Here is a 20,211-nt window from a genome sequence, read left to right on the forward strand (position 1 = left end):
ACTATGAAGCTCCTTTACTCTTTTCTCTGCGCGGCCAGTCTATTTGACCTTACCTCTTCCGCCGTTCAGGCCCAGACTCCCGCCTGGACCCGGTTCAGCCGAATCAGTGGTCCTGGACTTGAAGCCGGAAACGCCATTGCCGCCGATGCGGCCGGTAACACCTACGTGGCCGGCCAGTTCAGCTCCGCCGGAATTACCATTGGCAGCGTCGCCCTCAACAATGCCGATATTACTGGCACGTCGGACATTTTCGTGGTGAAGTATAGTCCGGTTGGAGCTGTGCTGTGGGCCACCCGACTAGGGGGCAATGGCAACGACGCGGCTAATAGCATTGCCGTCGATGCTACCGGCAACGTGTTTGTGGCGGGCACTTTCACTACGAGCATCACGGTGGGCAGTAGCACCTTAACCGCCAGCGGTACCTTTGATCTGCTGCTGGCTAAACTCAACGCGCAGGGCCAGCCGCAGTGGGGCGTGCGCGCCGGGGGCGGTGCCAACGACACGGACGCTGCCGTGGCGCTCGATACCCAAGGGTTTGTGTGGCTAGGCGGCGTCTTCCAAGGCACGGCTACTGTGACCGGCACCAACAGCACGCTTGTTAGTGCCGGAGGCTTCGACCAGATACTAGTGAAATTTAATGCCACGACCGGCGCTTATGTGCGCATGGGGCGCGAAGGCGGCACGGGTAGAGAGTCGCTGGGCGGCATTGCCACCGTTGGGACTACGCTATATGTCACCGGATATTTTGAGGGAGCCACGATGCCCGTAGCGGGCAGCTCCACCCTTACGCGCCGCTGCCAGGAGCGCGACGGTTACGTGATTAAGTACAACCAGATCCTAGACCCGGAGTGGGCCAAATCGGAAGGAGCTACCGGGGCCGCTTCCTACGCCAACTATGCCATTGCCGCCAACGCCGATGGCGTGGTCACCGCCGGTGAATTCCAGGGAACCGTAGTGGTTGGCAACTTCGACACCATCATCAACACCGGTACCAGCCCAGCCCCAATGACGGCCCGCTATGCCTCGGCTGGCAACGTAACCCGAGCCCGCGGCAGCGGCGGCAGCATGGGATTCGGCCGGGCCACGGGCGTCGCCCGCGACGCGGAGGGCAGCATCTACGTGAGCGGCTATTTTACTGGTACCGTCACCTGGTCGCTGACGAGTGTGATGTCTGTAGGCATCGACGTGTTCGTGGTGAAGCTGCCCGCTACCGGCAATGCTTCGTGGGTGGCTCAGTCGAAGGGCAGCGGCAGCGAACGGGCGCTTGGTATGGCCATCGACGAAACGGGCATCCTGCACCTTACGGGCAGCTACACTGGGTCCGCCTCTTTCGGCTCGTTGCCAATTCTGGCCAACGTGGGCCAGGCTTCCGCCTTCGTAACCCGGCTTGGCGGTGCTGTTCTGGCTACCAACGCGGCGCGGGCCGCTACGCCCCTGGAAGCCTGGCCCAACCCCGTGGCCACTGACCGCACGCTGCACCTGACGCTGCCTGCCGCCGCTCGCGGCACGGCCACATTGCGCCTGCTCGACGTAACCGGCCGCCTGGCGCACCAGCAAGCCGTACCCGCCTCGGCCGTGCTGACGCTGCCCGCCACGCTAGCCCCCGGCCGCTACATGGCCGAGGTACAAACCAGCGAAACGCTGCTGCGCCGGGCGCTGCTGGTGCAGTAGATTCTTGCTGTGGTCTTATGAAGGTGCTGGTGCCGGGCGCCGGCACCTACTGGCCTGTTCAAGCCATTTTTCCTTTCTCCGTTTCCCAACCCTCTTCTTCCTACTTCTTCTATGAAAGCATTCCGTAACCTCTCGCGCTACTTTCTGCCCCTGCTCTGCGGCGGCTTGCTGACCCTCACGGCCTGCGGCGGCGATGACGATGACAACAGCAGTACTCCCGGCGACGGCACCGTAACCTGGACACATAACGGCATCACCTACACCGACACTTTCTCGGCGGGCGCCATCGTAGACCCAGGCGACAAACTCTTCATCGTCGCGGCATCCAAAGACCGCAACAACGCCTTGTCGATACCGCTTCTGGGCATCAACGCGAAAGGCGCGGGCATGTACGACCTGCGCAAAGCCTCGGCGGTCGACGACTACTCCGTCGGTTCCATCACCCTGAACGGCACCACTCCCCAGGGCGCCACCTACAGTACTCTCTACGGTCCTAACGCCAGCAACGGTACCGTCACGGTGACCGAATACAACAAAGCCGCTCAGAAAATCAGCGGCACGTTCTCGTTCACGGGCGGGGCCACGCCCAATGGCAATGGCAGCGGCACCCAAACCGTCACCAACGGCAGCTTTAGCATCACGAAGTTCCGCTAAGCTCAGTAGCCACGGCCGTGTGGCTAGCCCCGTGCGGCCGTGGCAGTTGCTTTCCACCTCATCCACCAAGCCCAACTCCGTCATGAATCGTTCTGCTCTTCTGCTGATACTATTGCTGCTGCTGGGGCCTCTGAGCCAGGCGCAAAACAAGCCCGCCGCCCGCCCCGAAACTGGCTTTCTGAAACGCACCGTGACGGTGGGCGCCAGGACGTACGGCTACCGGGTGTACGTGCCCTACAACTATAAGCCCGGCAAGAGCTACCCGGTGGTACTCTATTTACACGGCATGGGCGCCTGGGGCCAAGACAACGAGCAGCAGCTTTCAGGCCTGGGTAGCGTGATCCAGCTCTACGACAACAAGCTGCCGGCTCTCACGCAGTTTCTGGCCGTGTTTCCGCAGGAGCCCATGCCTGAGCTATGGTTTGGCGAAGGCGCCGAGCAGGCTCTGAAGGCCCTCGACCAGACGGTGGCCGAATTCAAGGCCGACCCCACCCGGCTCTATCTCACGGGCCACTCCCTGGGCGGCTACGGCTCGTGGTATCTGGCTGCCAAGTATCCTGGCAGGTTCGCGGCCGTAGCGCCGCTGGCGGGTGGGGTGCGGGTGCCGGACTGGTTCGACAAGGGGTTTGCCTCGCCCATGCTCACGGCCTACAAGAGCCAGCCGCTTTACGACTACGCCAGTACCGCCAAAGCCCTGGGCAGTACGCCCGTCTGGATATTCCACGGGGCGCAAGATACCCAGGACGTCCCCGTAACCGAGTCTCGCCAGATGGCAGCGGCGCTGAAAGCGGCCGGCCATCCGGCCCAGTATACAGAGTATCCCAAAGAAGGCCATTTCATTGCCGACCGGGTGTACCCTGACCCCGCTTTCTGGCAGTGGCTGCTGGCCCAGAAGCTGCCCGCTAGCCCAGCCCCAGCTGCCGCTACAGCCGGGAGCAAGCCCTAGCGCCGGTGGTACCGCGCATCTCGCACTAACCTTCTAACGGAGAAGCACCCAGAGCCTGCCATGGCTCGGGTGCCATTCTCCACGCCTACTTGCCTCCTTCGCTATGAACCGCCTGCTTCAATTCCTGTTGCTGCTTCTGTTGCTACTGATTTCGGCTGCCACCCGCGCCCAGGTAGGAGTAGGCACGCCGACGCCCAATGCCAAAGCGGCCCTCGACATCCAGGCCGCCGACAAGGGCTTGCTTATTCCGCGCCTGACGGCCGCCCAGCGCACGGCCATTGCCAGTCCGCCGCAGGGCCTGATGGTGTACCAGACGGACGGCACGCCTAGCGGCGGGGCGCAAACCGGCTTTTGGTACTACGCCGGCGCACCCGCCCAGTGGGTGTTTCTCAACCCTACGCCCGGCGGCGGCAGCCTCACGCTGCCCTACGCCGGCACGGCCAGCATCCTCGGCCCCGCCTTTGCCGTCACCAACACCGCCGAGGACGGAAACGCGCTGAGCGGCACCGCCACCAACGACGATGTAGCGGCCGTGGTAGGGCGAAACACGAGTATCGCCGGCATCTCGGGCATTGGCGTACAGGGTACCGCTCTGGGTGGCACCGGCGTATTCGGTGCCGCCCCCGATGGCGTGGGCGTGGCCGGCAGCTCCGTCAGCGGCACGGGACTATCCGGCAGCAGCACCACGGGCGTGGCGGTGAGGGGAATCAAGAGTCGTTCCAACGAGCGAGGCCGGGTGGCCGAATTCACCAACACTCCCCCCACCAACGACTCGACAGCCGTGCACATCAGCACGACCGGCGACCGGCCCGCTTTGCGCGCCGTGAACACGGCTACCTCCGGCCAGGCGGCCATCCGGGGCGTGAAGCAGGCCGCCGCGCCCAACGGCATTGGGGTGGAAGGCGTGATTACGAGCGGGGCCAGCGGCAACGCGGCCGGCGTGCTCGGCCAGGATAAAAGCGGCAGCAGCACGGGTAGCGGCGTCATCGGCCTGACGGCCGGCGGCTACGGAGTACGGGGCATTGCCTCGGGCAGTGGCGGCTTTGGCGTGAGCGGCTCGGCTACTGACTCCTACGGTGTGATTGGGGGTAGCCAAACCGGCTCGGGCGTGTATGGCACCACCAACGCTCCCGTTAGTAGCGGCGTGGCGGGGGTGAAGGGCACCACCACCAACAGCATCGGCACCGGCGTGCTGGGAATTGCCGACAACGGGACCGGGGTGAGCGGGGAAGCGGGAGGGCTTACCGGTAACGGGGTACGCGGTACGGCCTCGGGAAATTTTGGCTCCGCGGTATTAGGCGTGGCTACCGGCACGGCCACGGCGGTGAAAGGAGTGGTCAGTACCGGTTTCGGCCAAGCCGGGCAGTTCAACCAAAACAATGCTAGCAGCTCGGAAAACGCCGTGGAAATAGAGAATGCAGGCGGTGGCACCGCCCTCAAAGTAACCACCGAGCGGCAGGATACTTATGGTCTGCACGTACTGGGTAAAAGCCTCAATAGGCCCGTTGCGCGCATCTATAACGCCGGCCAGGGTACCAACCTCGTCCTCGATACCAGTCCAACCTTCAACAACGGCGGCAGCATCGATTTTCAGCAGGGCGGCGACTTGATGGGGCGCATCAGCAGCAGCACCTCGCCCGATAACAACTTGATGGTTATAGAGGTGGCGGCGGCCGACGGCGTCCCCATGCAGCGCATCCTGATGCTTTCTCGCCCCACTGGCGTGAACCGATTAGTGGGAGGCGCCTGGCAAGTCACTGGAACGTTGGCCAAAGGTGCCGGCTCGTTCAAAATCGACCATCCACTCGACCCAGCCAACAAATACCTCTATCACTCCTTCGTGGAAAGCCCGGATATGATGAATGTCTACAACGGCAATGTGACGCTTGACGCCCAGGGCGAGGCTACGGTGCAGCTGCCCGATTGGTTTGAAACGCTCAACCGCGACTTCCGCTACCAGCTTACACCCATTGGAGCGGCCTTTACGCCGTTTGTCAAGCAAAAAGTGACCGGCAATAAATTTCGGATTGCCGGCCAACCCGGCGCCGAGGTAAGCTGGCAGGTGACCGGAATTCGGCAAGACAAATTCGCCAACGAAAACCGCATCCCCACTGAGCAAACCAAAGAACCTGAAAACCGTGGCAAGTACCTGCATCCAGCGGCCTTCGGTCTGCCCGAAAGCCAGGGCATCGACTACCAGCCGGCGGCAGCTACCAGCCACAACCGCACCGCCGCGCCCGGCCAGCTCGGCGACACGCCGGCGCCAGAGGCCCTAATCACCTTGCACGATGAATAAGGTATTTCTTCTCCCGCGTTGCGTGAGCGCGCTGTTGTTGCTGACTTCGGCTGGGGCATACGGCCAGTCGGTGGGCATTGGCACCGCCACGCCCAACCCGTCGGCGGCGCTGCACCTGCGCGCGCCCAACTTAGGTTTGCTCATCAACCAAGTGAACCTGTCCAGCCTGACTGACGCCAGCGCTGTGGCCACTCCAGCTTTCGGGTTGTTGGTGTTCAATACCAACGCGGCGCTACTGGGCGGGCAGGGCTTTTATTACAACGCCGGCAACAGCACCACTCCTCAGTGGACCAAGCTCAACACCGGTGCGGCCGGCCCCGGCGACAACCTGGGCAATCACACGGCCACGCAAAATCTCAACCTCACCGATAAGCTGCTGGTGGGCGGCACGGCGGCTACGCCCGGCACGGAAGGGGTGCGGGTAACGGGCGCCGGGCAGGTAGGCATTGGGCTGGGTGCGCTGGCGCCGACTGAGCGCCTGCACGTCGATGGCGGCAACCTGCGCGTCGGCCGCGCCGCCTGGGCGGCGGCCAGCAACGACCGACTCCTCAAGTTCGGCGACGAGGAGTACGTGAGCATTGGCGAAACCGACGGCGACGACCTGCTGCAATTCCGGGCCAAGGAGTTCCGCTTCAATGGCAGCACCACCGGCGGGGGCGGGTACGCCGGCAACGTAGGCATTGGGCTAGGGGCCACCGTGGCTCCTAGCGAACGGCTGGAAGTGAGCGGCAACGTCAAACTCACCGGCCCGGCCGCTACCACGGGACTTATTTTCGCCGACGGCACCAAGCAAACCACGGCTGCCACGGGCGGCGGGGGCGGCAGCCTCACGCTGCCTTACACCGGCTCGGGCAGCGTGAACACGGGCCTATTCACGATTTCCAATACCAACACCGATGCCCTCAACAGCGCCATCCAGGCCAACAGTAGTGCTGGCGTAGGCATACGCGGCATCAGCCTAAATGGAATTGGCATCATCGGCAGCACCAACGTAGCCGACGACTCCAAGGCCGGCGTGGTGGGCCGCAACAACAACACCGGGAGCGACCAGGCCGTGGGCGTGCTGGGTATCAGCACGGCGGGCATTGCCGTGCTGGGTAAAGCTACCAGCGGCACTGCTTTAGGTGGGCTGAGTAACTCTTCCTACGGGGTGAGCGGACAGTCCGGCTCCGGCATTGGAGTCTATGGCGGTTCCAGCTCCAAAGCGGGCGTGCGGGGCGTATCCGACTCAGGCCCTGGCGTGGAAGGCGACTCCGAGTCCGCCATCGGCGTGCGCGGCGTGAGCAACTCCAGCAATACCCTCGATGCCGGCGTCGTCGGCGACAATACCAACGCCGCCGGCACTGGCGTAATGGGCCGCACCGAAACCGGCCAGGGCGTACGCGGGTTGGCCTTTGGCACCAACGGCCGGGCGGTGTTTGGCGAGGCCAGCGGCACAAGCGGGGTGGGGGTGGATGCGCGGGCCAGCGCCAACGGCGGCACCGCCGTGCGCGCCATCGGGAGCAACAACGCTACGGCCATTCTGGCCCAGGCCAACACCAGCACCAGCGCCGCCGTGGGCATCAGCCAAAACGGCGCCGCCGCGGCGCTGGTCGTGACGGGCGGCTCGGGCGTGGGCCTGGGCACGGCCTCGCCCCACTCGCGCCTGAGCATCACGCCCACCGTTACGGAATCGAAAATCACGCTCTACGACGGTGGCGACGCCGGCAACCACTACGGCCTGGGGGTGAGTGGCTTTCAGCTCAATTACCACGTCATCGACGCCAGCGCCCGGCACGTGTTCTACGCGGGCGGCAAAAACGGCGACGGCACGGAGCTGCTGCGCATCACGGGCACGGGCGAGGTGCAAACACCTAAAACCGGCGCGGCCAACATGCTGCCCGTAGCCTACGGGCGCATCAATGCTGACGGCACCATCAAATCAGGCTCGGGCAACTTCACGTGTTCGGTCAACAATAATTACTACACCATAAGGTTCAACGCCGCTTCGGGTCTGAGCGCCGCATTTCTCAGCAACTATCCGGTGCTGGCTACCCCTCATGCCTTCGGTGGCGACTTTTATTCGGTAGTTACTATCAATGCCGGTGAACTAGTTTTCTTTCCTCAGGGGACTCCTTGTGAGTTTTCCTTTCTACTGTACCGACCCTAAGCGCGCCTACCACTTGATCCACTCCTTACTCCCTTTCCGCTATGAACCGACTACTTCGACTCTCAATACCACTTCTGTTGCTGTCTGGTGCCGCGCGTGCCCAGATGGGGGTGGGCACCACCACGCCCAATGCCAAGGCCGCCCTCGACATTCAGGCCGCCGACAAAGGCTTGCTCATTCCGCGCCTGACGGAAGCCCAGCGCACGGCCATTGTTAGTCCGCCGCAAGGCCTGATGGTGTACCAGACCGACGGCACAGCCAGCGGCGGGGCGCAAACCGGCTTTTGGTACTATGCCGGCACCGGCGGCTGGGTACTAATTGACCCCACGCCCGGCGGGGGCGGTTCCCTAACGTTGCCCTACGCCGGCACGGCCAGCGCCATCGGCAGCGTGTTTCAAATCACGAATTCGGGCGGCGGCAGCGGTTTGCGCGGGGTATCGGCCAGCGGGCAGGGCGTTGTGGGCCGCGTCAACGGCACGGGGCCGGGCCAGGGCGTGGTGGGCGTGAAGGGCAGTAGCGTGCCCAACATCGAGGACGCCGCCGTGGTGGGCCTGAGCGACGCCGACTACGGCGTGTATGCCCGTAGCACCCAAGAAAGCGGCGTCGTTGGTTTCACCGACGGCGGCGCCGCCGTGGCCGGCGTGCGGGGCCGCGCCACCGGCGCCGGCCACGGCGTGCTAGGCGAGTCGGCGGGGGGCACCGGGGTGCGGGGCAGCAGCACAACCGGCGCGGGCGTACTGGCCAGCAGCACCAGCAACTACGGCGTACAAGCAAGCTCGGGCAGCACGGCGGCCGTGTTCGGCTCGGCCAGCAACAACTCGGCAACCAACGCGGCCGTGGTGGGCACCAACACTAGCACCGGCAACAGCGCTACGGGCGTGCTCGGCCTCACGCAAAACGGCTGGGGCGTGCGCGGGGTGGCGTCGGCCAGCAATGGCTTTGGGGTGGAGGGCGTGGGCACGGCCGGCTACGGCGTGCGGGGTGTCTCGACCAGTGGCAGCGGCATGTACGGGCGCACCGAAGCGGCCGGCGGCAGCCCCGCCAGCGTAGCTGGAATTGAAGGGTATAGCAGCAGCAACACGGGCATTGGCGTGCTGGGCTCGGCGGGCAGCACCGGTGGCGGCACGGGAGTACTAGGTCAGACAACCGGCAGCGGCACGGGCGTCCGGGGCTTGGCTTCGGGCAGCGGCGGTACAGGGGTGCTGGGGCAAACCGCCGGCGGATATGGCGTGCGCGGGGAAGCTACGGGCAGCAACGGGACGGCCGTGATAGGGGTTGCCACAGGCACCGCCTTTAGCGGGGTATACGGGCAAGCAGCGGGCGCCGGCAACGCCGTGGTGGGCGAGGCTTCCGGCACTGGCCGAGCGGGGTATTTTATCAAAGGCTTTAGCACCAGCACCGCCAATGTGTTGGAAGTGCAGAACAGTAGCGAGGGCCGCGCGGCGCTGCTCAACCAAGCCAACCCAAATAGCCCAGCCAACGCGCTGGAAGTGCAGAATAGCGGCCAAGGCATTACGGCCTACTTCAATTTGAACAATGCCGCCAGCGAGGCCAGCGCGCTGGAATTGCAAAGCAATGCCCAGGGCGAGACGCTGCAATTAACTGCTTCGGGAAATGATAACGAGACGGGTTCAATAGGCTTTCGGCGGCCGGGGGCAGACCGACAGTCGGCTACAATTACGGCTAGCCGGAGTTCGCTCGGCGGCGGACCTCGGGGTTCCGTAACTATTGCCTGCCTGAATCGCGACAATCTGTTACAGAAAGGATTTATCGTAGGTACGGCCATTCGAAACGGGGAGCCGGCCATCAGTGGCCTGCTGCTTGACGACTGGCAGGTTAGCGGGCGACTGGCCGTAACCGGGTCTTTGTCTAAACCGGGCGGCTCGTTCAAGATCGACCACCCGCTCGACCCGGCCGGGCAGTACCTCTACCACAGCTTCGTGGAAAGCCCCGACATGCTGAACGTCTACAATGGCAACGCGGTGCTCGATGCCCGCGGCGAAGCCACCATACAGTTGCCCGACTACTTCGAGGCCCTCAACCGCGATTTTCGCTACCAACTCACGCCCATTGGGGCGCCTTTCACGCCTTACGTGCTGGCCGAAGTTAGAAGCAACACGTTCCGCATTGCCGGGCAGCCGGGTGGGCGGGTAAGCTGGCAGGTAACAGGCATCCGGCAGGATGCCTGGGCTGAGGCTCACCGCATCCCAAACGCCGAGCGAAAAGAGCCAGAAAACCAAGGCAAATACCTGCACCCGGAGCTGTTCGGCCAGCCCGCCGAGCGGGGTATCGGCTACCAAGCTCCGGCCGCACCGATCGCCGCGGCGAAAAAGAAAACCAACTGACGACCAATCGGTGACCTGCGCTTACAGCTGCCGGACGAGGGTAGCCAGCTCGCGCTGGCTGATAGTGGCCGGGTCAGCTTTCCACTTTAAAACTTGACAGACCTTGAAAACGCTACGCATACATCTTTTCCGCCACGTGGCGTTGCTGCTGGCCCTGCTGCCCCTCGCCGCTCAGGCGCAGCTCACTATTCCGGCGGGCAGCTCGCTCACGGTGGGCAGCGGCGCCACGGTGGCCGTAACCGGCGACGTGCAGAACGCCGGCACCATCGACAACCAGGGCACCGTGCAGCTCACCGGCGACTTCACGAGCACCGGCACGCTCAGCGGTGGCACGGGCCTGTTGAAGCTGGCGGGCAGCGGCACGGCGCAGGAGGTAAGCGTCTCGACGGTGCTGCCGGCGCTGGAAATTCTGAACCCGCAAGGCGCCGTGCTCACGGCCCCACTCCGGGTGCGGCAGCTCCAGCTTACGGGTGGTGCCCTGCGCCTGGGCGCGCATACGCTCACTTCCACGGTGGGCGGCAGCATTACGGGCGTTGATGCCGCTACCGGCCGCTTCGTCATCACCGACGGGGTGGGAATGTTGCAGCAGATGGTAGGGCCCACGGCCAAGCTGTTTCCGGTGGGCGCCAGTGCTACGGCCTACACCCCGGTTACGCTCACCCGCGCGCCCGGCTCGCCCGATCTGTATGAGTTGCGCGTAGCTGCTGGCTTCCTTAGCGCTGGTAGCACCGGCGCACCGCTGGCCGCCGATGCGGTGGGCCTGCACTGGGAGCTGACTCCGCCCGATGCCACGCCCTTCACGATGAACGTGGAATGGGCCGCTGCCAACGAGCTAAGTGGCTTCAACCGGGCGCAGTCGGCGCTGGGGCGGTGGAATGGCACCGCGTATGTTGCTGCCGAAGCGTTTGGGCCAGCTACGGGTACGGGACCGTACACGCGCACTGTGGCGGGCCTCACCACGGCGGGCCCCTACGTGGTGCTCGACCAGCAAGCCCCGCTGCCCGTGGAGCTGGTGCGGTTTGAGGCGCAGCGGCCGGCCGGCCAGCCGCGGGTGCGGCTGAGCTGGGCCACGGCTTCCGAAAAAGACAACGCGGGCTTCGAGGTGCAGCGGCAGGATGAAGGCCAAACCACCTTCCGGCGCGTGGGCTTCGTGGCCGGGCGCGGCACTACCAGCGCCACCTCGGAGTACACCTACCAGGACCCCAACGATTTCCGGGGGCTGAGCTACTACCGCCTGCGCCAGCTCGACGAGGACGGCACGGAATCTTTCTCGCCCGTGCGCGTGGTGTCGGGCCTCGATGGCGGGGCGCTGTTCACTTTGTCGGCGTTTCCCAACCCAGTGTCGCCGCAGGCGGTGCTGACTTTGGAAGCCACCGGCCAACTGCCGGAAGGCCTGCGCCTGGCCCTCTACGCCGCCGATGGCCGCCTGGTGCGCCAGCTGAGCTGGCCCACCCGCCAGACCCGCCAGCTGCTGCTTGCCACCGACCTGCCCCGCGGCGCCTACTGGCTGCGCTACCAAGCCCCCGATGGCACCAAAGGCACGCTGCCGCTGGTGGTAGGGGATTGAGGATTAAGGTAGTAGGGATGAAGGATTAGGGTAGTGGGTGCCACAAAACCATTGCTCCCTGATATGAAATGACCCACTACGCACCAACTACCAAGTACTACGCCCCAAGCCCCAAGCACTACTAACTACGCCATGAAAACTGCTGCTTTCCTCCTTAAACTCATGTTCACCATCCTCACCATCACTACGCTGGTCATGTTGGTCAAGGAAGTGGCTCAGAGCTAGATGCCTTTGCCGTTGCGGCCGCCTGGCGGCCGTCTGGTCACATTATCATGTGGTTGCACAATGATGGTAATTTGGCTTGCTTGACTTTGGTTTTTTCAGGTTGCCTTCTTTCACCCTTTCATGCTTTGTCCTATGAAAATGGTTTTGCTTCTGCTGGGCTTGTCGGTCTGCACGACTGCTTTGGCGCAAACTACTCCGTCCGCCGCGCCCTCCGTGCCCGCCACCGATACCTATTTTGGGGTGAAGGTGGACGACCCGTACCGCAACCTGGAAAACCTGCAAGACCCGGCCGTAGCGGCCTGGATGAAGGCGCAGAGCGAGTACGCCCGTAAAACCCTGGATGCCATTTCAGGGCGGCAGGGCCTAATCGACAAGATGCTGGCGTTCGACCAGCGCAAAGCCGCGCGGGTGAACGACCTGCGCGTGGCCGATAACGACCGCTACTTCTACTTCAAGTCCCGGCCGCAGGACCAGCAGCCCAAGCTTTACTACCGCAATGGCTACAAAGGCGAGGAAGTGCTGCTCTTCGACCCCGAGAACTACGAGAAAGGCAAGGTTTTCAACATCAATGGCTTTTCCGTTACCAACGACGGCTCCAAGGTGTCGTTTGGGCTGACCGAGAAAGGCGCCGAGCTAGGCCGCACGCTCTTCATGGACGTGAAAACCAAGAAGCTCTACCCCGACCAGCTCCAACTCACGCGCGGCGGTGGCGAGTGGCTGCCCGACAACCAAACGCTGGCTTACCTGCCCTACAACAACGGCGACCTGAAAGACATGGCCGCCCGCCAAAACACGCAGTGCCGTTTGCACCGCGTGGGTACGCCCGTCGCCCAGGACCAGCCGGTGTTTTCCAGCCAACTCTACCCCAAGCTCGGCATCAAGCCCAGCGACTATCCCTACGCCGGCATCGACCGCGACACCAAGCTGGCCTACGGTTTTCTGTATTCCGTAGACCGCTACCTGCACGGGTACTACGCCCCGGCCGCCGCCCTCACCAAGCCCAACGTGCCCTGGCAGCCGCTGTTTCAGCCCGCCGATGAAGTGACCAGCTTCGTGACGGACGAGCAGTACATCTACTTCGTCACGTCGAAAAACACGCCGCGCCAGAAGCTGATGCGCATGCCCGCCGCCAAGCCCAGCGTAGCCGCCGCCGAAGTGCTGGTGCCCGAAAGCGCCGACGAATCCATCAACGACGAGCAACTCAAAACCACCAAGGATGGCGTGTATTTCGTGCGCATGAAAAACGGCGTAGAAGCCAAGCTCTATTTCGTGCCGCGCAACTCGAAAACCGTGCAGGAACTGAAGCTGCCGCAAGCTGCCGGCCGCATCGAGCTGGCCAGCAAAAACGCGCAATCCTCGGACTTGTGGGCCACCATGGGCGGCTGGACCGCCGACCGCAAACGCTACCGCTATACCCCCGCCAGCCGGCAGTTCACGCCTGAGCCGCTCTCGTCGGAGGCGCAGTACCCGGAGTTTGCCGACTTGGTAGTGGAGGAAATCATGGTGCCTTCGCACGATGGGGTACTGGTGCCGCTGTCCATCGTGTACAAGAAAGGCTTGAAGCGCGACGGTTCGGCGCCTACACTTATGGTGGGCTACGGGGCGTATTCGCGCAGCATGGAGCCCACCTTTATGCCGCCCTTCCTGCTCTGGACCCAGCAGGGCGGCATTCTGGCCTGCCCACACGTACGCGGCGGGGGCGAGCTGGGCGAGGACTGGCACAAAGCCGGCCAGAAAACGACTAAGCCTAATACGTGGAAAGACCTGATTGCCTGCGCCGAATACCTGACCAAAAACAATTACACTGCCCCCGGTAAAATCGCCATCAACGGCGGCAGCGCGGGCGGCATCCTCATTGGGCGGGCGATGACTGAGCGGCCCGACCTGTTTGCCGTGGCCATGCCGGAAGTGGGCTGCCTGAACGCCGTGCGCATGGAAAACTCGCCCAACGGCCCCGTGAACGTGCCCGAGTTCGGCACGATGGCCAAAGAAGACGAAGCCAAGGCCCTCATCGAAATGGACGCCTACTTGCACCTGAAGCCCGGCACGAAGTATCCCGCCACGCTCGTGACGGCCGGCTTCAACGACCCGCGCGTGATTGCCTGGCAGCCGGCCAAGTTTGCCGCCCGCCTGCAAGCCAGCAATGCCGGCTCCAAGCCCGTGCTCTTCTTCACCGACTACGAGGCCGGCCACGGCATGGGCGACTCCCGCCTCAAACAGTTTGAAAGCATTGCCGACCTCATGGCCTTTGGGCTCTGGCAAACGGGAGTGCCGGCGTTTCAGCCCCAGGCTGCCGTGGTGAAATAAAGCTTACTCCACCCTGAAACTACTTCTCCCAACCTTTTTCGTCATGCTCTTTTCCCCGTTCTCGCGCGCCGCTGCTTTCGGCGCGCTGCTTCTCGCCACCGCTTGTTCGACCGATAAAAAACCCGAGGAAGCTGCCGCCGCCACCGCGCCACCCGCCGTAGCGGCTACCCCAGTGGCCGCGACGCCACCCGCCGAAAAGCCCGCTGCTGCTCCTGCCGCTGAGCCCGCCGCGCCCACCGGTTTCGACCCCAGCACTGTTCCGGTAGTTAGCCCGAAGATAGGCGCGTTTCCTTATTTCAGCTTGCTGGATGGCTACGTGAAAATGGACGAGAAAACGGCACCTGGTAACTCCGCTCGTGAGTATAACAAGGACGCCAATTTTGACCAGTACGAATTTTTTGATGGCGTGAAAATTATTCCTGTGGAGGGCCGCCTGCGCACCGTCAGTGCCATGGGCAAAACCGCCTCGTTTTTCCAAGTCCAGAAAACCTACGAGAAGTTGATTCATGATCTTGGCGGCGTGACGGTGTTCGAGGGTTCGGGGGAGAAAATGACAGACCTGAAGCTCAAGTACGAAGAGCCGCGCCACCGCGGCCGCTACAATATGATGCCCTACGAAAAATCGGGCGTGTATATGGTTCGGATGCCCGACAAGGAAATCTGGGTGGAAGCTTACAAAACCTACGGCAGCGACCCCGAAAACTACTGGCTTACCGTAGTGGAGAAGAAGGCGCTGCCTATGGAAGCTTCCGTGCTGCCCGCCGCCGAAATGAAAAAAGCCCTCGACGCCACCGGCCACGTGGCCCTCTACCTCAACTTCGATACCGACCAGGCCACGCTCAAGCCCGACGCCCAGGCCACCATCGCGCAAATCATCAGTCTGCTGGCCCAAAATCCCGACCTCAAGCTGGCCGTGCAGGGCCACACCGACAACGCCGGCACGCCCCAGCACAACCAGGAACTGTCGGAGGCCCGCGCCCGCACCGTGGTAGCCAACCTCACGGCCCAGGGTATTGATGCTGCCCGCCTGCAAGCCGCGGGCTTCGGCCAAACCAAACCCCTGGCCGACAATGCCACGGAACCCGGCAAAGCCAAAAACCGCCGCGTAGAACTAGTGAAGCTGTAGCGTAAGCCGTTGCTATCTGGTGGCGGCCGTTCGTTGTTGAGGCTCCGCCTGGATGAATAGCCAAGGAGCCGTTTGCCTCAAAAACCCGGTTGGCAGAGGGGGAAGCCGAAGCCTTGCGCTAGGATAATGAATGATTCTACCCCCTCTAGTACGAAGCTTCGTTGCCGCTTCCTGCGTGGAGTGCGCTGCCTGTCGGGAAAATGCAAGTACTAGGTAGTAAGTAGTTGGTGGTGAAAGGACCAACAGCGTCTTGCTGTCTTATTGCTAACTACCTAGTAACCAGTACCTACTACCCAAGAAAACTCGCCGCGGGTGTCTGCCTTACCATTTCTTTTTCGTTGATCTATGGCTCATTCTTTTACTTGCTGGCTGGGTTTGCTACTGGCCGGCTTGCTTGCCACACCAGCTGCCATTGCCCAGGTAGGAGTGGGCACTCCTACGCCCAACACCAAAGCGGCCCTCGACATCCAGGCCGCCGACAAAGGCTTGCTCATTCCGCGCCTGACGGCCGCCCAGCGCACGGCTATTGCCAGTCCGCCGCAGGGCCTGATGGTGTACCAGACCGACGGCACGCCCAGCGGCGGCGCGCAAACTGGCTTCTGGTACTACGCCGGGGCGGGCGGCTGGGTCTTCATCGAGCCGACGGGCGGAGGCGGAGCCGACAACCTGGGCAACCACACGGCCACCCAGAACCTGAACCTGACCGACAAGCTGCTGGTAGGCGGCACCGCTGCCTCGCCCGGCACCGTGGGCCTGGGGTTGAACGCGGCTGGCAACGCGGGCCTGGGCACGGCGCCGGCCTCCAGCGCTGGGGCAGACCGGTTACGCGTAGACGGCGGGGGCCTGCGCCTGGGGTTGTCTCAGTGGACTTCGGCCGCCAACGACCGGCTGCTCAAGTTCGGCGACGGCGACTTTGTGAGCGTGGGCGAAACCGACGGCGACGACCTGTTGCAGTTCCAGGCCAAGGACTTCCGCTTCAACGGCAGCAGCACCCGCAGCGGTGGCTACACCGGCAACGTAGGGATTGGGTTGGGGGCCACCGTGGCTCCGAGTGAGCGGTTGGAAGTGGGCGGCAACGTTAAAATTACGGGCACGGCCGGCACCACCGGCCTCGTCTTCCCCGACGGCACCAAGCAAACCACTGCTGCTACAGGTGGAGGAGGTGGGAGCCTGACCTTGCCCTACTCGGGCACGGCCAGCAGCAGCGAGACAGCTTTTAGGGTGAGCAATACCGGGGCGGGTAGCGGCATTTATGGCAGCACCAGCCAAAGCCTGGGTACGGTGGCGAACGTGGCTGGTGTGGTGGGTGAGGCCAACGGCTCGCAGGCCATTGGTGTGCTGGGACTAACGACCACGGGCTTCGCCGTGCGTGGGGTGGCCTCGGGCAGCAGCGGGGTAGGCGTGTTCGGCCAGGGGAGCGGCAACGGCGTGGTGGGCAGCAGCACTAGCGGTTCGGGCGTGTATGGCAGCAGCAGCGCCACGCTGGGCAACGTGGCTGGGGTGCGGGGCGAGGGCAGCGGCGCCACCACCGGCGTACTGGGCACCAGTACCGACGGCAATGGTGTGGTGGGCAGCAGCACCAGCGGCACCGGCGTGCGCGGCGTCATCACCGGCGCCGAAGCTGGCTCGGCGGGCATGCGCGGTATCAACCAGAGTACCACCGTCAACGGCGCCGGGGTGCGCGGCTCGCACGCCGGCTCGGGGCAAGGCGTGTACGGCAGCAGCGCCTTCGGCACGGGCGTGTACGGCACCAGCAACGGCATCGGCGACAACGCGGCCGTACGGGGCTTCCACGAAACCTCAGGCACCGGCGTGCTGGGCACCACCACCGAAGGCGACGGCGTGCGCGGCGTCGCCACCGGGGGCAACGGCGTGCAGGGCAAAGCCACTGGCAACCTGGGCGTGGGCGTGCTGGGCACGGCCAGCGGTACCACTGGCCGCGCCGGCTACTTCACCCAGACCAATTCGGCCAGCACCGTACCGGCCGTCGAGATTGTGCAGAGCGGCAGCGGCCCGGCCCTAAGCGTAACGGGTGGGGCGGTGCGGACTGCGGCCGTTACCACTCCCAGCACCGGCCCCGCCAACATGATACCGGTAGCCTATGGCACCATCGAGTGGCGAGATTTCGACAACAGTATCTCGGTGCGCAATTCATCCAACAATTTCACCGTGGGAAGAACTGGTCTGGCGCCCAGAGAAAATACGTATTTCATCAACCTTACTTCAAGCAATTTAAGCGGCCTCGATACCGATGAGCTGGTGGTTCTGGTTACTATTGGCGGCCGAAGCGAGAAGGGAGGCTACGCCATGCGCTTAGGATCGAGCACTCCCGGCCGGATCAATATCCGCACGGTGGAAGTGGTAGAAAGCCAGGTGGTAGGCGGTGCCGGAACCCCAACCATTGCTTTTCCCAGTTGGCTCGGGTTCAATTTCGTTGTGTACGCCCCCTGAAGCCATGCTTGGTTTGGCTGGGCCGTTGGCGAGGCGCGCTGGTCCGGCCGCTGGCAGGTGTTAGGTCGCTACTGCCAGACTTTTCAGTATGCCGCTCACGGTTTTGTCAGCCAGTATATTAACCAGATGTTGCCTCTCGCGTTGGCGTGCCGCCTGTCCTCCATCGGAAGAAGAAGTGTATACCATCCGCCACGACGAGCCGCCGCTTAGTGCGTTCCTGTGGCTGAGTTCGTTGCCACATATTCGCAACTGCCCTCCTTTCATCAGCCCATGCATTTACTGAAACCTGCTTGCCTTGGAATCTTGCTGCTGGTGCAACTGCTGCCCCAACCCGGCCGGCCGCCCGTAGCCACGGTGCGCAACGTCACCGACCGGTACTTCGGCACCACCGTGGTGGACCCGTACCGCTGGATGGAGCAACCCGGCCCAGAGTTCGACAAGTACCTGAAAGCGCAAGCCGCCTACGCCGATAGCGCCCTGGCCAAACTGCCCCTTCGGGCTGCACTACTAGCGCGGTTGAATGAGTTGGACGCCGCCGCGCCGGCTCCGGCCCGCGCCGCTCAGCTGTTGCCCGGCGAGCTGTATCTGTATCTGAAAACGCCGCCCGGGGCGCAGACGCCCAAGCTGTACCAACGACAGGGGCTGCGCGGGGCCGAGACGTTGCTTGTTGACCCCGACCGGTTGAACACGGCTACCGAGCGGTACAGCATCAGCTACTTCGTGCCCTCGCCCGACAACACCCGCCTGGCCTACGCCGTGGCGGCCAACGGCTCGGAAAAACCCACGCTCCGCATCCTGGACGTGACCACGCGCAAGGACCTGGCGGAAACCATCGACCGCATGGATTGGGAGTATGCCCGCCCGGAATGGCGCCCCGACGGCAAGTCGTTTTTCTACACCCGCATGCGGCCGTTGCCGCCCGGCGCGCCCGCTACCGATCTGCAAAAAAACAAGCAGGTGTTTCTGCACGTGCTCGGCACCGATCCGGCCCGCGACAAACTCGCGCTCCAGGCTGGGGCGTCGTCGCGCGTGGCCCTCGACGCGGCCGATACGCCCATGGTGCTGACGCTCACGCACACGCCTTCGCCGTTTGCCCTTGCGATGATCAAGCACGGCGACTCCGAGCAAATCTCGCTCTACCGCGCGCCCCTTGCCACCGTGGACCAGCCCAGTACCCCGTGGGTGAAAATCTGCGGCCCCGCCGACGAAGTGCGCAATTTTGTGGTGCACGAAGACGACCTGTACTTGCTGACTTCCAAAGCGGCGCCCCGGTTCAAGATCGTACGCACCAGCTTGAAAATTCCCAATCTGGCCACCGCACAAATAGTAATAGCGCCGGGCCCGGCCCTCATTGACGGCATGAGCCCCGCCGCTGATGGGCTTTACGTGTCGCAGATCCGCAGTGGCCTCGACGAAACCTGGCGGGTGGCCTGGCAGGGCAAGGCGGCACCCGAGCGCATTGCGGCCCCCAATGCGCCGGCGTGTTTCGTGGCCGGTACCAACCACTTGCTGCCCGGAGCACTTATCCTCTCCACTGCCTGGACCGGCAACGGGCTGGTTTACCGCTACGACCCCGCCACCAAGCAATTCGCCGACACGGGCCTCTTCCCCAAGCATCCGCTGGAAGCCGCGGCTGGCCTCGAATCGCGGGAGGTGCTCGTGACCAGCCACGACGGGACGCAGGTGCCGCTGTCCATTGTGTACAAGCGCGGGCTGGTGCTCAACGGCCAAAATCCAACGCTGCTGACCGGCTACGGCGCGTACGGCGACATTTGGTACCCGAGCTTCAACCCGCGGACCCTGGCGTGGTTTGAGCGTGGGGGCGTGTACGCCGTGGCGCACGTGCGGGGCGGGGGCGAAAACGGCCGGGAGTGGCATCTGGCCGGGCAGAAACTCACCAAGCCCAACACCTGGAAGGATTTTATTGCCTGTGCCGAGTACTTGATCAAGGAGAAATACACCACTCCGCAGCGCTTGGCCGGGGAGGGCACCAGCGGAGGCGGCATTCTGATGGGCCGGGCCCTGACCGAGCGCCCCGATCTGTTCGGGGCCGTTGTGATCAACGTGGGCGTACTCGATGCGCTACGGTTCGAAACCACGCCCAACGGCGTACCCAACATGCAGGAGTTTGGCACCACCGCCGACTCGGCGGGCTTCCGGGGCCTGCGGCAGATGAGCGCCTTTCACCACATCAGGCCCAATACCCGCTACCCAGCGGTGCTGTTGACCACCGGCACCAACGACCGGCGGGTGGATGCTTGGCAGTCGGCCAAGATGGCGGCGGGCCTGCAAGCCGCCACTACTAGCGGCAAGCCTGTGCTCCTGCGCGTCGATTACAGCGCCGGCCACGGCGCGGGAGCCTCACGCCAGCAGACCAACGCCAAGCAAGCCGATACCTACGCCTTTTTGCTGGAATGGCTTAAGTGATACTAATTGTGCCGGCGCAGGTGCATCTTCTTGTGAAGCAACCCCGA

At 63.7% G+C, this 20,211-nt stretch carries 11 protein-coding genes; all 11 read left to right on the plus strand.

Annotation, left to right across the window (positions count from 1 at the left end):
- The first annotated feature begins 3 nt into the window (after positions 1 to 3).
- Complete coding sequence (locus ACYSMN_RS11985; protein WP_488924120.1) at positions 4 to 1,671, plus strand: SBBP repeat-containing protein; 1,668 nt, start codon at positions 4 to 6, stop codon at positions 1,669 to 1,671.
- 111 nt (positions 1,672 to 1,782) lie between these two features.
- Positions 1,783 to 2,325, plus strand: a complete 543-nt coding sequence (locus ACYSMN_RS11990) for a DUF6252 domain-containing protein (RefSeq protein ID WP_488924121.1) — start codon at positions 1,783 to 1,785, stop codon at positions 2,323 to 2,325.
- 82 nt (positions 2,326 to 2,407) lie between these two features.
- Positions 2,408 to 3,271 carry a carboxylesterase family protein gene (locus tag ACYSMN_RS11995; protein ID WP_488924122.1) on the plus strand — a complete coding sequence of 288 codons (864 nt, stop codon included), beginning with the start codon at positions 2,408 to 2,410 and terminating at the stop codon, positions 3,269 to 3,271.
- 103 nt (positions 3,272 to 3,374) lie between these two features.
- Positions 3,375 to 5,567, plus strand: coding sequence for a beta strand repeat-containing protein (locus ACYSMN_RS12000; RefSeq protein ID WP_488924123.1), 2,193 nt, complete (start codon positions 3,375 to 3,377; stop codon positions 5,565 to 5,567).
- On the plus strand, positions 5,560 to 7,716 hold the full coding sequence (locus ACYSMN_RS12005) for a hypothetical protein (protein ID WP_488924124.1): 2,157 nt from the start codon (positions 5,560 to 5,562) through the stop codon (positions 7,714 to 7,716). Before ACYSMN_RS12000 ends, ACYSMN_RS12005 begins: the two co-directional genes overlap by 8 nt.
- Positions 7,717 to 7,757: 41 nt before the next feature.
- A complete protein-coding gene (locus ACYSMN_RS12010) occupies positions 7,758 to 10,061 on the plus strand; it encodes an autotransporter outer membrane beta-barrel domain-containing protein (protein ID WP_488924125.1) in 2,304 nt (767 codons plus the stop codon).
- Positions 10,062 to 10,164: 103 nt separating this feature from the next.
- Positions 10,165 to 11,628: a fibronectin type III domain-containing protein gene (locus tag ACYSMN_RS12015; RefSeq protein ID WP_488924126.1), complete on the plus strand. Its 1,464-nt coding sequence runs from the start codon at positions 10,165 to 10,167 to the stop codon at positions 11,626 to 11,628.
- 357 nt (positions 11,629 to 11,985) lie between these two features.
- On the plus strand, positions 11,986 to 14,160 hold the full coding sequence (locus ACYSMN_RS12020; protein WP_488924127.1) for a prolyl oligopeptidase family serine peptidase: 2,175 nt from the start codon (positions 11,986 to 11,988) through the stop codon (positions 14,158 to 14,160).
- 43 nt (positions 14,161 to 14,203) lie between these two features.
- Positions 14,204 to 15,286 (plus strand): OmpA family protein, encoded by a 1,083-nt coding sequence (locus ACYSMN_RS12025; protein WP_488924128.1) that lies wholly within the window; start codon positions 14,204 to 14,206, stop codon positions 15,284 to 15,286.
- Positions 15,287 to 15,631: 345 nt separating this feature from the next.
- Positions 15,632 to 17,737 (plus strand): beta strand repeat-containing protein, encoded by a 2,106-nt coding sequence (locus tag ACYSMN_RS12030; RefSeq protein ID WP_488924129.1) that lies wholly within the window; start codon positions 15,632 to 15,634, stop codon positions 17,735 to 17,737.
- A gap of 270 nt (positions 17,738 to 18,007) precedes the next feature.
- A complete protein-coding gene (locus ACYSMN_RS12035) occupies positions 18,008 to 20,164 on the plus strand; it encodes a prolyl oligopeptidase family serine peptidase (RefSeq protein WP_488924130.1) in 2,157 nt (718 codons plus the stop codon).
- Positions 20,165 to 20,211 lie beyond the last annotated feature (47 nt).

The sequence above is a fragment of the Hymenobacter sp. M1-2 genome, assembly GCF_057808495.1.

Bases quoted from the DNA above. Each gene is read 5' to 3' on its own strand.
- ACYSMN_RS11985 (WP_488924120.1), top strand. From the start codon at position 4: ATGAAGCTCCTTTACTCTTTTCTCTGCGCGGCCAGTCTATTTGACCTT.
- ACYSMN_RS11990 (WP_488924121.1), top strand. From the start codon at position 1,783: ATGAAAGCATTCCGTAACCTCTCGCGCTACTTTCTGCCCCTGCTCTGC.
- ACYSMN_RS11995 (WP_488924122.1), top strand. From the start codon at position 2,408: ATGAATCGTTCTGCTCTTCTGCTGATACTATTGCTGCTGCTGGGGCCT.
- ACYSMN_RS12000 (WP_488924123.1), top strand. From the start codon at position 3,375: ATGAACCGCCTGCTTCAATTCCTGTTGCTGCTTCTGTTGCTACTGATT.
- ACYSMN_RS12005 (WP_488924124.1), top strand. From the start codon at position 5,560: ATGAATAAGGTATTTCTTCTCCCGCGTTGCGTGAGCGCGCTGTTGTTG.
- ACYSMN_RS12010 (WP_488924125.1), top strand. From the start codon at position 7,758: ATGAACCGACTACTTCGACTCTCAATACCACTTCTGTTGCTGTCTGGT.
- ACYSMN_RS12020 (WP_488924127.1), top strand. From the start codon at position 11,986: ATGAAAATGGTTTTGCTTCTGCTGGGCTTGTCGGTCTGCACGACTGCT.
- ACYSMN_RS12025 (WP_488924128.1), top strand. From the start codon at position 14,204: ATGCTCTTTTCCCCGTTCTCGCGCGCCGCTGCTTTCGGCGCGCTGCTT.
- ACYSMN_RS12030 (WP_488924129.1), top strand. From the start codon at position 15,632: ATGGCTCATTCTTTTACTTGCTGGCTGGGTTTGCTACTGGCCGGCTTG.
- ACYSMN_RS12035 (WP_488924130.1), top strand. From the start codon at position 18,008: ATGCATTTACTGAAACCTGCTTGCCTTGGAATCTTGCTGCTGGTGCAA.